Here is a 15503-nt window from a genome sequence, read left to right as displayed (position 1 = left end):
GACATAATGGAACGCTTTATTCAACGGGCTAAAACTGATCTCCTTTGAACGCTCTAATAGGACCGAAAATTCCTCCCAAGAAATTCAGCCGCGATTAGAGAGAAAAACGCTAGCTCAGCGATCTCGTAGCAATGCCCTGACCTCCGCCAACGTTTCCACCAGTTCGCCAAATGGCGGTTGTCGGCCAAAATAGTAATCCCGCTCCCCGCGATACTGGATCGTCAACTCGCTAATTTGCTCCGCTGTCAGGTTGAGCACAGGGCTCTCCGCGAGATTCAGGTTCGGGTCGAGATCGGCATCGAAATACTCTCTCGTGATCCGCAAGGCATCTTTCACTAGAGCAGGAAACTGCTCGCTCTGCAGCGATGTGCGCACAGACTCACTTTTCCGAAACAACGAATCGAGATCGTAGAAATGTCGCGTCCGCACGCCCTTGATGCCTTTCGCCAGCGAACCATGGAGAACCAGCAGCTTCTCGACAAAGGTACGGACCGGATCAAGCAACTCCATCTCGAAGGCGGCAAAATCCTCCGCATAATCTGCCAGCGCTGAGTGTTGGTCCGCCGCGAGGCCGAGGATATACTCGCCGACAAACGAATTCAATGCGACCGCCACATGCGGATTCGGCCCGCCTCGGAAACCCATTTCCAGAAAGACAAACTCCGTGTATGCACTGCTCCTACTAATCACTCGACCTGGGAGCGGGTAACGAATGTCGCATTTATGCGGTCCCCTAAGATAAAGGAAATTCCGGTCTCCGGGCGCAATATCACTCATCTCCGGCAGTCGAAGAGGAGTCTCGCGTTCAACTCGACTCCGAATCGCCTTGAAGAGCCGCTCGCGTGCCTTGCCTCCCGGAGGACCAGAGAAATCCGGTCCAGTCGCCAAAAGGTCGACATCCTCGGAAAATCGGTCGATCAACTTCCACCCTTTGGACAAGCTGGTACCACCTTTGAAGATCACCTGACGACGCATAGAATCATCCGTGGCGATGGCGCGTAGAATCCGCGTCACCCAATAGTCTTTGACCACAAACTCGGTCCGAATGCCCAACTCCTGCGCTGTGATGTTAACGAGCTGGCTAAACTCGGGATGCGTATCGAGCGTTTTCATTTGATATTCCAAGTCGTGGGATTTGCCAATACAGACGCAGCCCCTGCGATCCGATAGGTGGTGATGGGGTTCAGGGACTTCTTCAGCAGGGCGAGTTTTCCCGCATCGACTCCAGCAGTCTCGCCAATCGCACCCAGCAGCGCCCTCACTCGAGGAGGTTCCGCCAGGGCGAAACGGGCCAGGCGATCAAAATCCAGCTTCCCGTGCCTCACCAGACCGAGCAGACGAGAAAGCGTCTGCTCCGGCGTTGCGTCAGGAATTTTCTCCAGCATCCGCAGCGAATCGAGCGCCGTACGCTCCTCGGCCAGAATGCCTTTCTGATCCGACAATGGCCTGTTCACAAAGCGCAGGCCCACCCCGCTCAGTCCCTTCATTCGCACGGGCCGATCCGAGGCATTGATCAGCGCATTGCTCATCTGAGTCGTCAGGCCGAGCCGGTTAAACTCACCAGTGCGCACGGTCTTCCGATCACGCAGCAGAAACTTCGCCACCGCCTCCGCCGCAGGCTGGCTCTCTCCAAAGGCTGTCTTCCCCGGTCGATAGTAAACTCCTCGCCGAATACGCCGCAAAGTTCCCTGCCGAGAGAGACGGGAAAGCGTCGCCGCCACCCCCGCAGCAGTCGCCGTATCGATATCGAGAAAATCCCGCAACCCCCAAAGACGATCCGCCCCGCCTCGCAAGATCCGCTGCAGGATCTTGGCGGCGACAGATTCATCCCGGGAGCGCTTTGCCATGCGAGAAGGTTCCGCTTCTTGCCAATTATTGTCAAGTTTTTGAACTCTCTTACTTGACATTAAAGACTACCACATTTCCTCTCACCGCCTCCATCGCGACACTACATTCTTGATCTTCCACATCAGTTGATCGAGCGCGTGGCCCATGTCAGGGCCGGAGGTATTCGCAAATGCGGCCCAGCAGAAATTATCGGAAGTTCGCACGAGGATGGACGTTGTTCCATCCAGTCGCCCGTTGTGCCACCAGTTTTGCTCGGCATTGATCATCCAGCCTCTCGCGTATTCGGGCGATGCCATGCCGGGAGTCGTCATCAGCCGGATGGTCTCGGGTCGCAACAGGCTCGGCGTATTAAAGCCATCCACACGGATGGCGAATCGCACCAGATCGCTTGGTGTTCCGATCCAGCCGCCATGTGCATCCATGCGACTGATATTGAATGCATAAGGATCGCCAGTCTTCGCGTAATAAACGACCTCGCTCCCTGCACCGCTGGATCGTGTACCTGCAGCGATACGCATGTCGGTAATGCCACATTTCGCCAGCATGTTTTGCTGCATCCAGTCGGCATAAGGCTGTCCGGTGACTTTCTCGATGATCCGGCCTAGAATGCAGTATCCAAAGTTGGAATACGCGTAGGTCGTACCCGGTTCGTGATCAAGCGGCTGATTTTTCAGGGTCCAGGTGATCAGCTCCGCAGCGCTCCAGGTTGGGTCGCGATACATCGGATCATAGCGGTCATTTGCCCAGCCCCCGGCACTATGGGTCAGCAAATCATCGACCGTGATCTTCTTCACCCTCTCAGGGTAGTTCTCTCCATAGTCAAACCCGAGAACACCCCCCTCCCCAAAGACGCGGTCGCTTAACTTGAGCCGACCTTGATCCACTAATGTGAGAATCCCCACCGCCGTGAGCGGCTTTGACACGCTCGCGATCCGAAACAAGCTCTCGGGAGTCACCTTCTTCCCAACAAAAACATCAGCCAGCCCAAAGCCCTCCCGGTAAACGAATTTCCCGTGCCTCGCGATGGCGAGAGAAAGTCCTTTCACATCGTATTGCCTCATGAAGCCCTCAACGATCCCGGCAATCGCCCTCCTTTCCGCTGACGTCGGCATGTACCCGGCATCCATCGCCTCTCGAAAATCAGCCGCTACACCCAATGACGCACCCATTGCCAAAGCAAAGAAGACACGCCGGAGGAAAGGACCTAATAATCTCACGGCAACCAGTAATCGCCGCACGCAAGACAGTCGCAAGCTGAAATCACGCTAATATCAGCACCCGGCAAAAAACCTAAGACGTCACCCGCCCACTCCGCCCCGCGCGGACCCGCTCCTCGACCCGCTTCGTCAATGAGGCATGGAGCCGGAGCAGGTCGTCTTCCGTGATGTCGACAAAGGTGTCCAGTCGCTCCAGGGCGGCGATCACGTCTTCGTGCGTCACCTTGCGCGGATCGGTGGGCGGGGCGGTCTGGCGCACGAGCGCCGCCGGATAGCGCCTCCAGGCGAAAGGGTAATTCACCGCCACCGCCGCCGCCACGATCACGAGGGCATTGAGCAGCACCGGGCAGGCAACGAAGGAATAGCCCAGATCGTGCACCGCCTGGCCGCCCATCACCGCCGTGAGCGCCGTGGCACCGCCCGGCGGGTGAATGCACTTCAGCACGCGCATCGCCACGATCGAGAGCCCCACCGCGCAGGCTGCGGCGAACATCGCATCCAGCATCAACCGCGCGCACGTGACCCCGATCAACGCCGAGACCCCATGCCCGGCCAGCACCGGCCAGGGTTGCGACAGCGGCCCGTGCGGCACGCCAAAGACCAGCACCGCGCTCGCCCCCATCGAGGCAATGAGCATCGCCGCGCCCGACAGCCCCAGCACGGAATGGCTCACCGCCATCACCAGCAGGATGCCCAGCACGCCGCCCATTCCGGAAACGGCCTTTTCCTTCAAGCTGGCCGGATCAAGCTCCGTCCCCAGCCACTCCACGAATCGCGCGACAACAAACATCAAAATAAAAGAGAGAGCCCGCGATTAACGCCCCGCCCCATCCCCGCCGCAAGCCCGAATCACCCTCCCGCTCGGGCCGCACGAATCCGAAACCCTCCGACTCCCGGCCTCCCCTTAGCTTCCTTCGCTTCCTTCTGTTCGATCCTGCCTTTGTGTCCTTTGCGACCTTCTTTAAAATCTGTCTTTCCCTCCCCCGGGCCACCTCAGCGGACTATCGAGGTTCCCGCCGAGCCGCCACCCCGCTTTCGGCCTAGCCCTTTTGCTCCCTTCCGTTCGATTCTGCCTTAGCGGCCTTCCCTTCGTGTCCTTCTGTAAGAAGCCCGTCTTCCGCGTCGAATGCCCACTCCGCTACCCGCGAAAGATCGCCTCGATGTTGTTCCCATCGGGATCGAAGAGAAAAGCGTGGTACACCCCGCCCTCCTCCTCCGGCGCGCCATTGTCGCGACCGCCATTTTGCAGGCCCGCGCGGTAAAACTCATCCACCGCCTCACGGCTCCGCGCGGTGAAGGCAAAGTGAAACGTCCTCACCGCCTGGCGCAGGTTTCCCTCCCCATCGCGCTCCGCCGGACCGACCCAGAGAAACGGCACATCCGCCTCCCCCGTCATCACCACCGAGCCCCATTCCGGCTGCCGCTCGACAGTCCGCACACCCAGCGGCGCGAGACAGCTTTCATAAAACGCAAAGCTCCGCTCCGTATCCGTCACGAAAAAGCCAAAGTGATCCAGCATTCGCGTGCCATCGCACATCACCCTGCTCGAGTCGATGGCAAAGCACGCCCAAGCTCCAAGGCACCCGCCACCACCACTTCCCGCCACCCCTTAGCTCCCTTCGCTTCCTTCTGTTCACCCCCTGCCATCGCGGCCTTCCTCTTTGTGTCCTTTGCGACCTTCTGTAAAACCTGCCTTCCGCCCCGGTTGCCTCGCCGCCTCAACGACTCCCGCAGCGTCTCGCCGCCACCACGTCCCGCCATCCCTTAGCTTCCTTCGCTTCCTTCTGTTAAAAACTATCTTCCTATCGTAAAAACCACTATTGCCCGCCGCGCGGGAATTTGGAACTGTCCCGCCATGAAGCTCTCCCTCCCCGCCCTTTTCGCCGCGCTCCTGCTCGGCACGATCTTCACCAGCTGCCAGAGCAGCCCCGAGGCCTCGGCCAATATCTGGCGCAGGCCCGATTACTTTGGCGGACCCAAGAAATCCGTCGCCGTCGCCGTGCTCGCCTATCACGCCGATGTGCGCAAGGAGGTCGAGGACGCCCTCGTCGCCCGCCTCCGCCAGCAGGGCGTCAACGCCCGCGCGACCTACCCTGTCGTCGACACCCAGACCATCGTCTCCAACAAACCCGCCGCCATCGAGCGCGCCCGGGCTCTCGGTGTCAAGGCCGTGCTCGCCGTGCGCATGGTCGACCGCGAGACCCTCAAGGTCGTGCAAATCTCCCCCGGCAATAACGGAAAAACCCTCGCCCCGTGGCAGAACTGGTTTGAGTTCTTCAGCGCCCCCTCCGCCTTTGTCACGAATCCCGAGAACGTCCAGGTCGGCAACGTGATCGGCGCGCAGGCCACCTTTTACGAATCCCCCTCCGGCACGCTCCTCTGGTCCGCCACCTTCACCCACATGGTGAATGACTCCCCCGCCCAGGTCGACCAGCTCGCCTCCGCCCTCGTGGCCAAGCTCCACAGCGCCGCGCTTATCCCCTAGTCCGCTCCCTTTTCCTTCATAAAACGAGGAGGGATTGGTCAATACATTTCAAATCCGGCATCCGACACGTGGCGTGGCTCGTCCAGTCGGCTCTCCCGGCTTTCCCTCGACCGGGAGATGAGCCGGGACTTCGAGAGTTGGCAGGCGGCTCTTACCCAGGCCAAAGAACCCATATCACATCCTGAATGACTCGGGCGGCAGGGATGTCGCCCCCCCTCAAAGAGCGGGCAAGCCCATTATAGCCCCCTCACATTTGGTCCTATTTTTCCAGAAAGCGCTTCCGTTGGCGTGGCCCACCGCGCCGCACCCAGCGCACCGAGACGGCGGAGACCCCGACCGCAAGGAAGCTTCCCACCGCGACCTCGACCGACCGCGTGATCGCGATAAACAGATCCGACGACGGTTGCATCAGCGTCGAGCCCACGATCAGCGCCACCGTCACCAGCAGCACCCGGCGGGCTGCGAGGCTCGGGGTGAAAAAGATCCCGAGCATCATCGCGATCGCAAGACTGGCAGGCAGCACCCATTTTTGCACACCACCCAGCGTGAGCGCGGCGACCGCCAGCACGGAGCCGATTACCGTCCAGCACAGCCGCGTCAATGCATGATCCAACACCTCGCCCTCCCCCGGCTCATAGACCAGGACAAAGGCGATGATCGCCCACATCGGGTCCTGCCGCCCGAGCGACCAAAAACCCACGCCCAGCACGAGGCTCCCGGCCAGCACCGCCACGACATCAAACCACGAGCCGCGCACGTACCGTTCTCCCAGCTTCTTTAGTATCTCCATCTCGTCACTCCTTCAAAAGGGTCTGTCTTCTATTTATTAGCCCTCTTTCATCCGGCAGACCTCCCGGTACAACGCTCACTGCAAAGGCCAAATCCCGCCCTCTTGCCAACCTCATGCCTCCTTCTGGAAACATGCGCGCGATATTAAGAAATCCATGATTCCTGACCACGAGAAAAATGGCATCTCCCAAACGGCAGGCAATACGACATGAAGTGCATCATCTCACTCCCGAGGTTCCGCGATGGCAGCCGCACCTCTCGGGAAAGGTCATCCCGATGCGGCGCTGTTTGTAGACGACTTGATCGAAGCTTTGCGAAAGTCCCCAGTGGATCGGGAGATTTCTCTCCCGGGCAGGCCGCGTCTAGGCGACCTGACGTCGCCAGGCGACCGCAGCAGCCGCCAACCCGAGACCGAGGAGCGCGAGAGAACCCGGCTCCGGCACCGCCGTGATACGGGTGTAGTCGGCCTCCAGCGAGGCTGTGAGCAGGCTCGACACATTCGCGTTGTCCGCCGTCTGCCATGATGCGCCGTTCCAGACATTGAGCGCGGCACTGCCGAGATAGCCGAGGAAGCTGGCGAGGTCTGTGTAGTCGCCCTCGATCACGATCGAGTTGCCGCCCGCGAGCCGGATCGTATCCACCGTGAGGAGCGAACCGCTATTGAGCACGAGCGCATTTCCGACATTCCCCGCCACGCTGCCGATCGCGACCTCCTCCGCCGTGAGCGAACCGCTCAGGGCCAGCGCGTTGGTATTCGATCCCGCGCCCTTGCCGATGTACAGCGAGCGGCCATCCACCACCTGCGCCGCGTCGCCTGCGGAGAGCGCCACGATGTTGCCGCTCGTCGTGCCGCCGATCGTCCAGTCATCCTGCGTGATAAAGCTGATGCCCTCGATCGTGCGCTGCGTATTGCCAAAATCCATCGTCGTCATGCTGCTCACGCTGCCCGTGAAGGCCGCGCCGGTCTTGGAGTCCACCCCACGCGCCCCGATGGCAAACTGGTCTCCACTCATCGCCACCGAGGACCCGAAGTTCATATCCGCTGTTCCCGACGAGGCAAAGATCTTCACATTTTCCGTCACGCTGCCCGACGCCGTATCCAGATTACGAAAGAGGTACACCGCCCCCTGGGCCGAGTTGGCGCCGATCTTGGTCGACAGGCTGCCTACCAGTGCCACCGTGCCATCGATCGCCACGGAATCGCCAAAGTTGCCGCTCGCCACGCCATCCGAGGACGAAAGTTTGGCATTTTGCGTCACCGTACCTGTCGCCGTATCCAGGTCGCGATAAAGATAGACTGCTCCCTGTCTCGTATTAGCGCCCACAGTCGTGCGCGGAGCGGTCACCACAGCCATATTGCCCGAGATGCTCATGGCACCGCCAAAGCGGTCTCCCGCCCCGCCATCGGAGGCCACGAGCTTCGCATTTTCTGTCACCGTGCCTGTGACCGTATTCAGGCCGCGATAGATGTACGCGGCCCCCTGCTGGGAGTTGCCATTGATGCTGGCCCAATAGGCGCCGACAACCCCGATGCTCCCGGAGATTGCCACCGACCCGCCGAACTGACTGCTCGCAGCATCATCCGAGGCGACAAGTTTTGCGTTTTCCGTCACGGTGCCGGTCGCCGTGTCCAGGTTCCGAAAAACATAGGCCGCTCGCTTATTGGAGGCTCCAACGAGTCCCATATTGCCAACAAGTCCGACGGAAGTCCCAAACTGGTCGTTATTCGCGCCGTCCGATGCGGCCAGCTTCGCCGTTTCCGTCACCGTCCCGCTTGCCGTATCCAGATTCCGGAAGATATAGCCCGCACCCTGGTTCACATTGGACCCGACCGTACCCCGCAGCGCGCCGATCAGGGCCATCGTCCCAGAAACACTATTCCTCCCCGGGCCGCTGAACAAATCATCCTGCGCGCCATCCGAGGCCACCAGCTTTGCCGCCTCCGTCGCCTCGCCCGTTTCCGGGTCGAGTCCGCGATACAAGTACGCCTCGCCGATCGCCAGCGATGATCCCGTCGCGCCAAAAACCAGGATGCCGCCATCCATGCTGGCTCCGGTGCCAAATAACGTCCCCGGCACCCCGCTCGACGGGGTCAGTTCCGCCGCCCTCACTTCCGCCTCCAGCCCCAGGCCCGCACCGCAAAGCAACACCACCAGCAATCCCTTCCTCACCATTGCAAATCTCCTCCCTGAAAATGTTCCGCGAACGTCTAGGCAAACCACGCCGCTCAGGCCATTAAAAAATGGAGACCGTCAATACACCCCGCCCCCACCTCTCGATCCGGAAACACGCAACCCCATCAGCCTCAAAGCGAAGCCGGTATCTTTGACAAGATCGTAACAATGCAGATTTTTTCCGCTCGATCAGTCAATACATTCACGCGCCGCGACAGCCGGGCACATGTTGAAATCCCGCGCAACCAGTTGCTGTCACCTGACGCAACTTTCACCCATCCGGCCGCAAACCGCGAAGCGAACTACCCCATGATGAAACTACCTCTTTCCCTCCTCGCCGTCGGATGTGCCGCCGTGCTCGCGGGCTGCAACGTCGCCTCCTCCGTGACGCTCACGCAGGAAAACCTCGACAAGATCCAGGACGGCATGTCCGCCACCCAGGTAAAGACCATCCTCGGCGCTCCCACGGAGTCCAAGGAAGAGCCCATTCCCGTCGTCGGCGGCACCAAGACCACCTACACTTACACAAACTCCGAAGGGGCCAACGTCGTCATCGTGCTGAAGAACGACACCGTCCAGTCCAAGGAAGGCCACTTCCCCGCAAAGAAGTAACCGATTCTCCCGATTACGCCCCGGCTCCCCAGCGGTCAACACACGGGACGGAGACCGAAGGAGCCGGGGCGCCCGGACGGGGTGAGCTTTCCCTGTCGGGGCTGCCCTGCTGTATTCCTGAAGTTTCGACCGCCTCTTTTTCTTTCCGGCTTTTCCGAAACTGCGGAGTGTCATCGTACGAAGCAACCGCACGGTTGGAAACAGCCTCTTCTCGCACGGTTCCTGGCTCGCGAGCCGCGATCTCCTCTTTGTGGGCGCACTTTTTTAGCTCGTACCGCCCTCTCCCCGCTGCCTCTCGCGGCATCGATCCCATGCTCAACAAGAGCATGGCCCCTGGAGACGAAGCCGTCCCCCAGGCTTTCAGTCGTTCACTGCCTAAGCCTCACCTTGGAGCGCGCACAGCACCGCAGGCAGAGTACTGAGCCGCCTGCTTAAGCTTTCATGGCTTCGCTCAAATCTCTCTAAGCCTGACTTTTTACTGTAAAAGGTCGCGCGACTCGTGACATCTTCCTGCGACCGCTGCGATCGCAGTGCGTCTCGATAATTTATGCGCAAAAGTTCCTTTGTCGTACAGTGGTGGGCCGCCATTTTCGGATGGCTGGCCATGATCTCAGTCAGCCACTGGATTCCCAAAAGGTGGCGGACCGGCTTTCTCATCGATATCTATGTCCTCGGGCACCTTTTTCTGGCGATCCTCGCTTCGATCCTGCTCTATTTCCTGCCCCTCAAGTGGCTGGCTTATGCCCTTACAGCTTACGGTTCGCTTCGAATCTTCGAAGTCATCGTCTATCAGATCAATGTTCTGCTGTTTGATGAAGTCCGGGCGACCGCCAACGGCAAACGCTATTCCGTCATCAGCCTCCGGCGGCTGCTCATTCTGCTCCTCCACAACTTCGCGGAGATCGTTTTCTGGTTCTCGGTCTTTTACATCACGTTCAACCGCCAAATCCGATTCCAAAACTACCCGGACATGCTCTTTTCCAGCCTCTCGGCAACTCTGAACCTCTTTGACATTCCCTTAGGCAGCGACAACCTCCTCGAGACTCTCATCCATATCCAGGGCTTGATCGGCCTCTTCCTGACCCTGATCTCGCTTGCCCGCTATATCAACACGCTTCCTTCGCCGCGATCGATCGACAGCCTTTATCTCCGAGCCCGGCCGGGCTTCTCGCGGAGCCGTACCTCGCTCACTGCCAGGCGGGGAAGGACTTCAACGCGCCGCTCACGATCATCTGCACCGCGATAGCCGCGACGAGGATGCCGGCCAGCCGGGTCATTACGTTGATGCCCGTCGTGCCGAGCAGCTTGCCGACGGGAATCGCCACGCGCAGGCACAGGTACGTGATCGCCGACGCTGCGATGATGATCGCGAGCAGCACCACGTCGCTCATCCAGAGCGTGTCGTGGCCGCCGATTCCCTGGCTGGAAAAAATGATCACGCTGCTGATCGGCCCCGGCCCCGCCAGCAGCGGGGTGCCCAGCGGCACGATGGAAAAATCCCCGCTCCCGCCGCTCGAGGGATCGTCCTTCGGCGACGACAGCACCATGTTCAACGCGATGAGGAGAATGATCAGCCCTCCCGCCATGGTGAACGACGCAATCTGGATGCCAAAGAGATACAGCACCGCCTTGCCTCCCGCCATCGCCGCCAGCAGCAGGATGAGCACGGTGATCGAGGCCTTGCGAGCCGTTTTCAGCCGCTCCGCATCCGACAGCTTCGCCGCCCGCGAGAGATAAATCGGCACCCCCTCGAGCGGATTGATGAGTACGACGATGGCGATCAACGCCTTGAGTATTTCAGGTAATCCGGGCATCAGCTTGCCCGCCTGCATATCGCCGATCCGATCCGGAGGCGATGAGAAAAGCCTGTCCCCGCTCCGGGGCTGTTTCGCAACTTTACGACCACCGCACACTTTGCTAAGTTCTCTCACGGATGTCCCAAGGTTGGTCAGCGACCGATAAAAACGTCGCCCACAAAGCCGCCGCTCGCGCTCAGGCCAGCGCCGAGGCCGAGGTACTTGATCTTTTCCGAGCCTATCCCGTCAGGAAAGCCGATGACCTTTGGAGCTTGGAACTCCAGATTCGTGAATGGCGGAGAGACCGCAGACACGCCTTTACCCTCAATTTTGACAGGGCCGAGGATCAACTCTCCGAGTGGCTCCATAGAGGCTGGCTGAATCCTGGCGATCTCGCCGCTCTTTCCGACCCACGTCGGGAGCGCATCCGTGCAAAAACCGGCTATCGGAAATAAACCACGCCCCAATGCCTCCCTCTGCCCGGACCTCCAGACCCGCGCACATCCTCGCCACGATCGTCGGCATTCTGGTCTTCTTCTCCGCTCCACGTTGGCTGCCCCTATCTATCACGGAGATTCGCTACGGCGGCGGAATCTCCCTGGTTCTTCGGATTATATTTCCCTTCATCCTTGCCGCTCTGAGCTATCGGCTAATCTGCCTTGTCTTTGGCAAACTGCTGACGAACATCCCGACCCGCGAAGCACCTTCCAGGCCAGCACAAACTACGCCCTTGGATTTCGCCTCCCTCGCAGGCCTCCTGTGCAGCATCCTCGTCTTTTATATCACGAGCGCATGCCTGCTCCTTCCCAGCACGGACATGGATCTCATCGCCACCAGTCTTTGGCTGTTTCAAACTGCCCTTCCGCTCGCCCTCGCGATTCTCGTTTTTCGCCTGAGTTGCTTGCTGCTCAGGCCGCGAGACCCCGCCACGCCCGCCTTTTATCGCCTCGCCACCAGTCCCGCGCACTTCGCCTGGTGCATTCTTGAGCCTTTAGTTATCGGCTCGGCATTCCTCTCCTATTACCTCCCGAGGAACAGCTATTACATCCCGCCGCTCCTGAATGCCGTGGTTGCTTTTGGCGTGCTCATCGCCCCATTGATCCTCCTCGCCAATGCGCTGGCCTTGCGGCGAAAAAGCACGATCCTCGCCATCATCAGCGTGCTCACCGTACTCGGCGCACTGGTGGCGCTCTCATTGCCTGTCATCACCTGACGGCTCGCTCACCACGACAATTCCGGCTCTCAAGTCCACCACCGCAGGGTCCACCCATTACTGCTGAATTTTCAGCATTTCCAATTGACGGAAGCTTGGTGCTGATTTATCAGCACTTTCATGCCCCGAGCGAAGTTCTCACTCGCCAACCTCAGTCGCCGCGAGCGCCAGATCATGGAAATCATCTACTCCCGAGGCCGGGCCAGCGCCCAGGAGGTCCTGGAGAGTTTGGAGTCGCCTCCGAGCTATTCCGCTGTCCGGGCAGCGTTGAGCCTGCTGGAAAAGAAGGGTCTGCTCACCCACAGCCGGGCGGGCGCCAAGTATTTGTTCGAGCCGGTGGTATCGCCAGAGAAAGCCAAGGTCTCCGTGCTCAAGCGCGTGCTGGAGGCCTTCTTTGACAACTCCGCCTCGAGTGTCGTGGCTACACTGGTCGGTAGTCGCGAGCTCGCGGTTTCCGACAAGGAACTCGCTCGCCTGGAAAAGCTGATAACCGATGCGCGAAAGGAACGCTCGAAATGAGCCTTTCCCCGCTCCTGTTTCTCCTCATCGGCTCGTCCAGCCTGTTTGTCCTCACCTTTGCAGTCCTGGCATTGCTGCCGCGTCTCTCTGCCGCGCGACGACTACTCGTCTGGCAGGCTTCCTTTGCGGCAGTCGCCGCCTGTGTCCCGCTGGCGTTCCTGCACCTGAGTCTGCCTCTCCCGATCCTGCCGGCGCAAAGTGCACCGGCCGCCGCGTCGTCATCAGCGACGTCATCGCTCGAGCCTCACGAGCCAGTTCCTTCGGTGCCCGTCGGCACGTCCGTCAACATCCCGCCCGGGGACGAGTCAATTTCCTCCAACGCTTCATCATTCGATTGGGCCGCCCTTATCTGGACGGTCTGGACTTTCGGTGTTTCGTTCACGATCGTCCGCACTGTCATCGGTTTCCTGATCCTGCGCAGCGTGAGTCGGCGCGCGACTTATCTCGGACGCACGGACGACCATGGCTTTCTCTCCGCCGATGCGACGCGCGGAGTGGCGGTATATTCCTCCGGAGAAATCGGGACCCCCATGGCTGCCGGTCTCTTCGTTCCGGCGATTCTCATTCCGGGGGAACTGCTCACGGAGTCGAACCACTCTCTGCGAGCGGTATTGCTCCACGAGACCGCTCACGTGAGGCGAGGCGATGTCGCGTTTTTCATTGTTGTGAGGCTTGTATCGGCCATTCACTGGTTCAACCCGTTCGTCTGGATCGCGGCGGCGAGACTCCGCGCCGAGTCGGAACGAGCAGCTGACGACGACGCGCTGAAAGGCGCGATCCCCCCGGCCGACTATGCTGAGACCCTTCTTGCCACCGTGCGCCGTTTGCGGATGGCCGATCATCGCCTCTTTCCAGCATCCCGCATGGCTGGGAGTTCCGAGATCAGCTCGCGTCTGTCCCGTGTACTGGATGGAGGCGTGGACAGGTCCGCCCCGAGGTCCGCGACACGGGCGATGGCCTTGGTCGCTGCAATCGCCACCACGCTCGTCGCCACCATTGTGCGTCCCGTCGCAGCGGAAACTACCTCCGCTCCCGCCGCGGGAAAAACCTTCTTCGTCCGATGTTTCGATGAGCAGGGAAATCCCGTGCCGGAGGCCGAGGTTTATCTCTATGAAATGATCGGAAAGCGCCTGCTGTATCAACACGGCTCTGACCTTCAAGAGTTTGCCCACGGCCCGCTAAAAACCGACCTGAAGGGAGAAGCATCCTTTACGCTGCATGCAAAAGACGGCGAACCATTCGCCGCACGTCTCCTCGCCCGACTGCCGGGAAAACTTGTCGGCGGGACCTATGCGAGCGAATTCCCCAAAGACACCCCCTTTGAGATCAAGCTGCACCCCAGCGGTCGGATCACCGGGCGGGTCACCACGAGCGAAGGAGGGAGTCTTGCTAAAGTAAAAGTGCGCCTCCTGCGATGGATGCTAATGCAAACGGAGCGCTACGAGGCGTTTACCGCCTATCCCTCGCTCGAGCACGATCAGTTTCCCGCCTTCATGGAGACACGCCCCGACGCGGAGGGTCGTTTTGAACTCACCGACCTCCCGGCGAGCGCCTCCGCCGCAGTCGCGGCCTTCGGACCTGGCTATGGATTGGCCCAGCGAATCTCCATGCCCGGCCACTCCTCCCCGCTGGAGATTACCTTGGAAAAGGAGGCTTTCATTGAGGGCACGATCACCAACGCAGGGACAGGCACCCCGGCGGCGGGAGCCCGCCTTACCGCCAGGCCCGATCCCAAATCGGGTCTCCGTGGCGACCTGATTCCCTTCGAGGCGCGCGCCGACGCGCAAGGCCGCTTCCGCATCGGCTCGCTCCAGGAGGGAGGATACACCGTTTCGCTGGACTGGACCGACAAATGGACCATGCAGCCCGTGGATGTCGTAGTGAAAAACGGAGAGACAAAATCCATCACCCTTCAGCGCCAGGCTGGAACCGTCGTCTCCGGTATCGTGTCGGAACAGGACACCGGCAAACCCATCGCAGGAGCTTTGGTCTCCGCCGTGAGCAACGATGTCGGCGGGCAGGGACTCGACTCCTCGCAGACCGGCTCCGACGGTCGCTATTCCCTGCTCCTCCCACCCGGCGATTCGCTCATCTACATATCCTCCGTCCCTGCGGGATTCGCCTATCCTGCAAAGCAGGCGGGACGCATCGTCTCGATCCAGGATGGCAAGGTGGCAACCGGCGACACAGACATCACCCTGGCTGTCGAGAAGGCCCGGCCTGCCCGCGCGGCAAAAGCGACAGGGCGCGTCGTCGATGAAAAGGGCCGCCCCTTGGCCAATGTGCTCATCTCCGCGCGTTTTGACCCGCTCTCTCCAGCAAATCCCATGGGATCACAAAGCGGCCCGCTGGGGTCGAGCGACACTGATGGTGCGTTTGAGGTCACTCTCTACCCGGACTGCAAATACATCCTTGCCGTCGGCGGTGTGACGCAAAGCTCTGCCGAGAGGAAATTTGAAACAGGCTCCGGCACCCGGCATGACTTGGGAGACTTCGTCCTCCGCCCCGCCAATGCGACCGCTGCCGGCATCGTGGTCGATGAAAAAGGCCATCCGGTGGCCAATGCGTCGGTATCATCCCACTCTGCTCATAAACGCGCCTGGGGAGCCAACAGCGTGTCCACTGACGCCGCCGGACGCTTCACTCTCCCGCACCTGCTTCCCGATGAAGGCTTTCAAATAGTCGTTTCCGCTCCGGGTTTCGAGTTAGCCGCCGCTGCGAAAAATCTCTCGCCCGGCACCACGGACATCCGCGTGGTTTTGAAGAAAGACCTCGTTCCCGCCAGATAGGGCGATCGCGCAAACTCGCGCCCCCCATTTTCCCCTATCCCCTCCCGCCCGGGTGAGGTAT

The 15503-nt window shown here is 60.3% G+C and carries 15 protein-coding genes; 6 read left to right on the top strand and 9 right to left on the bottom strand.

All coding sequences use genetic code 11. The annotated features are described in order from the left end of the window. Positions 1 to 114: 114 nt before the first annotated feature. The 5 genes from TSACC_RS03520 to TSACC_RS03500 form a co-directional block, all read right to left on the bottom strand. A complete protein-coding gene (locus TSACC_RS03520; RefSeq protein WP_075078008.1) occupies positions 115 to 1113 on the bottom strand; it encodes a nucleotidyl transferase AbiEii/AbiGii toxin family protein in 999 nt (332 codons plus the stop codon). Further along, positions 1110 to 1847, bottom strand: a complete 738-nt coding sequence (locus TSACC_RS03515; RefSeq protein WP_075078007.1) for a DUF6088 family protein — start codon at positions 1845 to 1847, stop codon at positions 1110 to 1112. Before TSACC_RS03515 ends, TSACC_RS03520 begins: the two co-directional genes overlap by 4 nt. Before the next feature lie 81 nt (positions 1848 to 1928). After that, entirely contained in the window at positions 1929 to 3017 is a 1089-nt protein-coding gene (locus TSACC_RS03510) for a serine hydrolase domain-containing protein (RefSeq protein ID WP_084400152.1), read from the bottom strand. 121 nt (positions 3018 to 3138) lie between these two features. Continuing rightward, positions 3139 to 3855, bottom strand: a complete 717-nt coding sequence (locus TSACC_RS03505) for an HPP family protein (protein WP_075078005.1) — start codon at positions 3853 to 3855, stop codon at positions 3139 to 3141. Positions 3856 to 4203: 348 nt separating this feature from the next. Continuing rightward, a complete protein-coding gene (locus tag TSACC_RS03500; RefSeq protein WP_202815902.1) occupies positions 4204 to 4671 on the bottom strand; it encodes a VOC family protein in 468 nt (155 codons plus the stop codon). A 249-nt stretch (positions 4672 to 4920) separates the two neighbouring features. On the opposite strand from TSACC_RS03500, the gene TSACC_RS03490 reads away from it, so the two are divergent. Continuing rightward, positions 4921 to 5550, top strand: a complete 630-nt coding sequence (locus TSACC_RS03490; protein ID WP_075078003.1) for a hypothetical protein — start codon at positions 4921 to 4923, stop codon at positions 5548 to 5550. Between the two features lie 259 nt (positions 5551 to 5809). Here the strand turns inward: TSACC_RS03490 and TSACC_RS03485 are convergent, their stop codons facing one another. Further along, complete coding sequence (locus tag TSACC_RS03485) at positions 5810 to 6340, bottom strand: FUSC family protein (RefSeq protein ID WP_075078002.1); 531 nt, start codon at positions 6338 to 6340, stop codon at positions 5810 to 5812. Positions 6341 to 6701: 361 nt separating this feature from the next. Then, the gene (locus tag TSACC_RS03480) at positions 6702 to 8513 is read right to left on the bottom strand and encodes an FG-GAP repeat protein (protein WP_075078001.1); all 1812 of its coding nucleotides are present in this window, start codon (positions 8511 to 8513) and stop codon (positions 6702 to 6704) included. Between the two features lie 168 nt (positions 8514 to 8681). Between TSACC_RS03480 and bamE the strand changes: the two genes are divergently transcribed. Together bamE and TSACC_RS03470 are read left to right on the top strand one after the other, a co-directional pair. Continuing rightward, complete coding sequence (gene bamE, locus TSACC_RS03475) at positions 8682 to 9125, top strand: outer membrane protein assembly factor BamE domain-containing protein (RefSeq protein ID WP_075078000.1); 444 nt, start codon at positions 8682 to 8684, stop codon at positions 9123 to 9125. 547 nt (positions 9126 to 9672) lie between these two features. After that, entirely contained in the window at positions 9673 to 10371 is a 699-nt protein-coding gene (locus TSACC_RS03470) for a hypothetical protein (RefSeq protein ID WP_075077999.1), read from the top strand. On the opposite strand, the gene TSACC_RS03465 is transcribed toward TSACC_RS03470, so the two are convergent. Next, the gene (locus TSACC_RS03465) at positions 10313 to 10939 is read right to left on the bottom strand and encodes a MarC family protein (protein WP_169809520.1); all 627 of its coding nucleotides are present in this window, start codon (positions 10937 to 10939) and stop codon (positions 10313 to 10315) included. The two genes, TSACC_RS03470 and TSACC_RS03465, sit on opposite strands and share 59 nt — an antisense overlap. A 134-nt stretch (positions 10940 to 11073) precedes the next feature. Continuing rightward, on the bottom strand, positions 11074 to 11235 hold the full coding sequence (locus TSACC_RS03460) for a hypothetical protein (RefSeq protein ID WP_153811233.1): 162 nt from the start codon (positions 11233 to 11235) through the stop codon (positions 11074 to 11076). A 152-nt stretch (positions 11236 to 11387) separates the two neighbouring features. Between TSACC_RS03460 and TSACC_RS03455 the strand changes: the two genes are divergently transcribed. From TSACC_RS03455 to TSACC_RS03445, 3 genes are all read left to right on the top strand, one after another. Next, entirely contained in the window at positions 11388 to 12134 is a 747-nt protein-coding gene (locus tag TSACC_RS03455) for a hypothetical protein (protein WP_075077996.1), read from the top strand. A 120-nt stretch (positions 12135 to 12254) separates the two neighbouring features. Then, a complete protein-coding gene (locus tag TSACC_RS03450; protein ID WP_075077995.1) occupies positions 12255 to 12653 on the top strand; it encodes a BlaI/MecI/CopY family transcriptional regulator in 399 nt (132 codons plus the stop codon). Continuing rightward, positions 12650 to 15442, top strand: a complete 2793-nt coding sequence (locus TSACC_RS03445; RefSeq protein WP_075077994.1) for a carboxypeptidase regulatory-like domain-containing protein — start codon at positions 12650 to 12652, stop codon at positions 15440 to 15442. The genes TSACC_RS03450 and TSACC_RS03445 overlap by 4 nt, the downstream gene beginning before the upstream one ends. The last annotated feature ends 61 nt before the right edge of the window (positions 15443 to 15503 follow it).

This window comes from Terrimicrobium sacchariphilum, assembly GCF_001613545.1.
Classification (GTDB): domain Bacteria; phylum Verrucomicrobiota; class Verrucomicrobiia; order Chthoniobacterales; family Terrimicrobiaceae; genus Terrimicrobium; species Terrimicrobium sacchariphilum.
The sequence above is the reverse complement of the archived record's forward strand: the minus strand, read 5'-3'. Positions and strand labels throughout refer to the sequence as shown.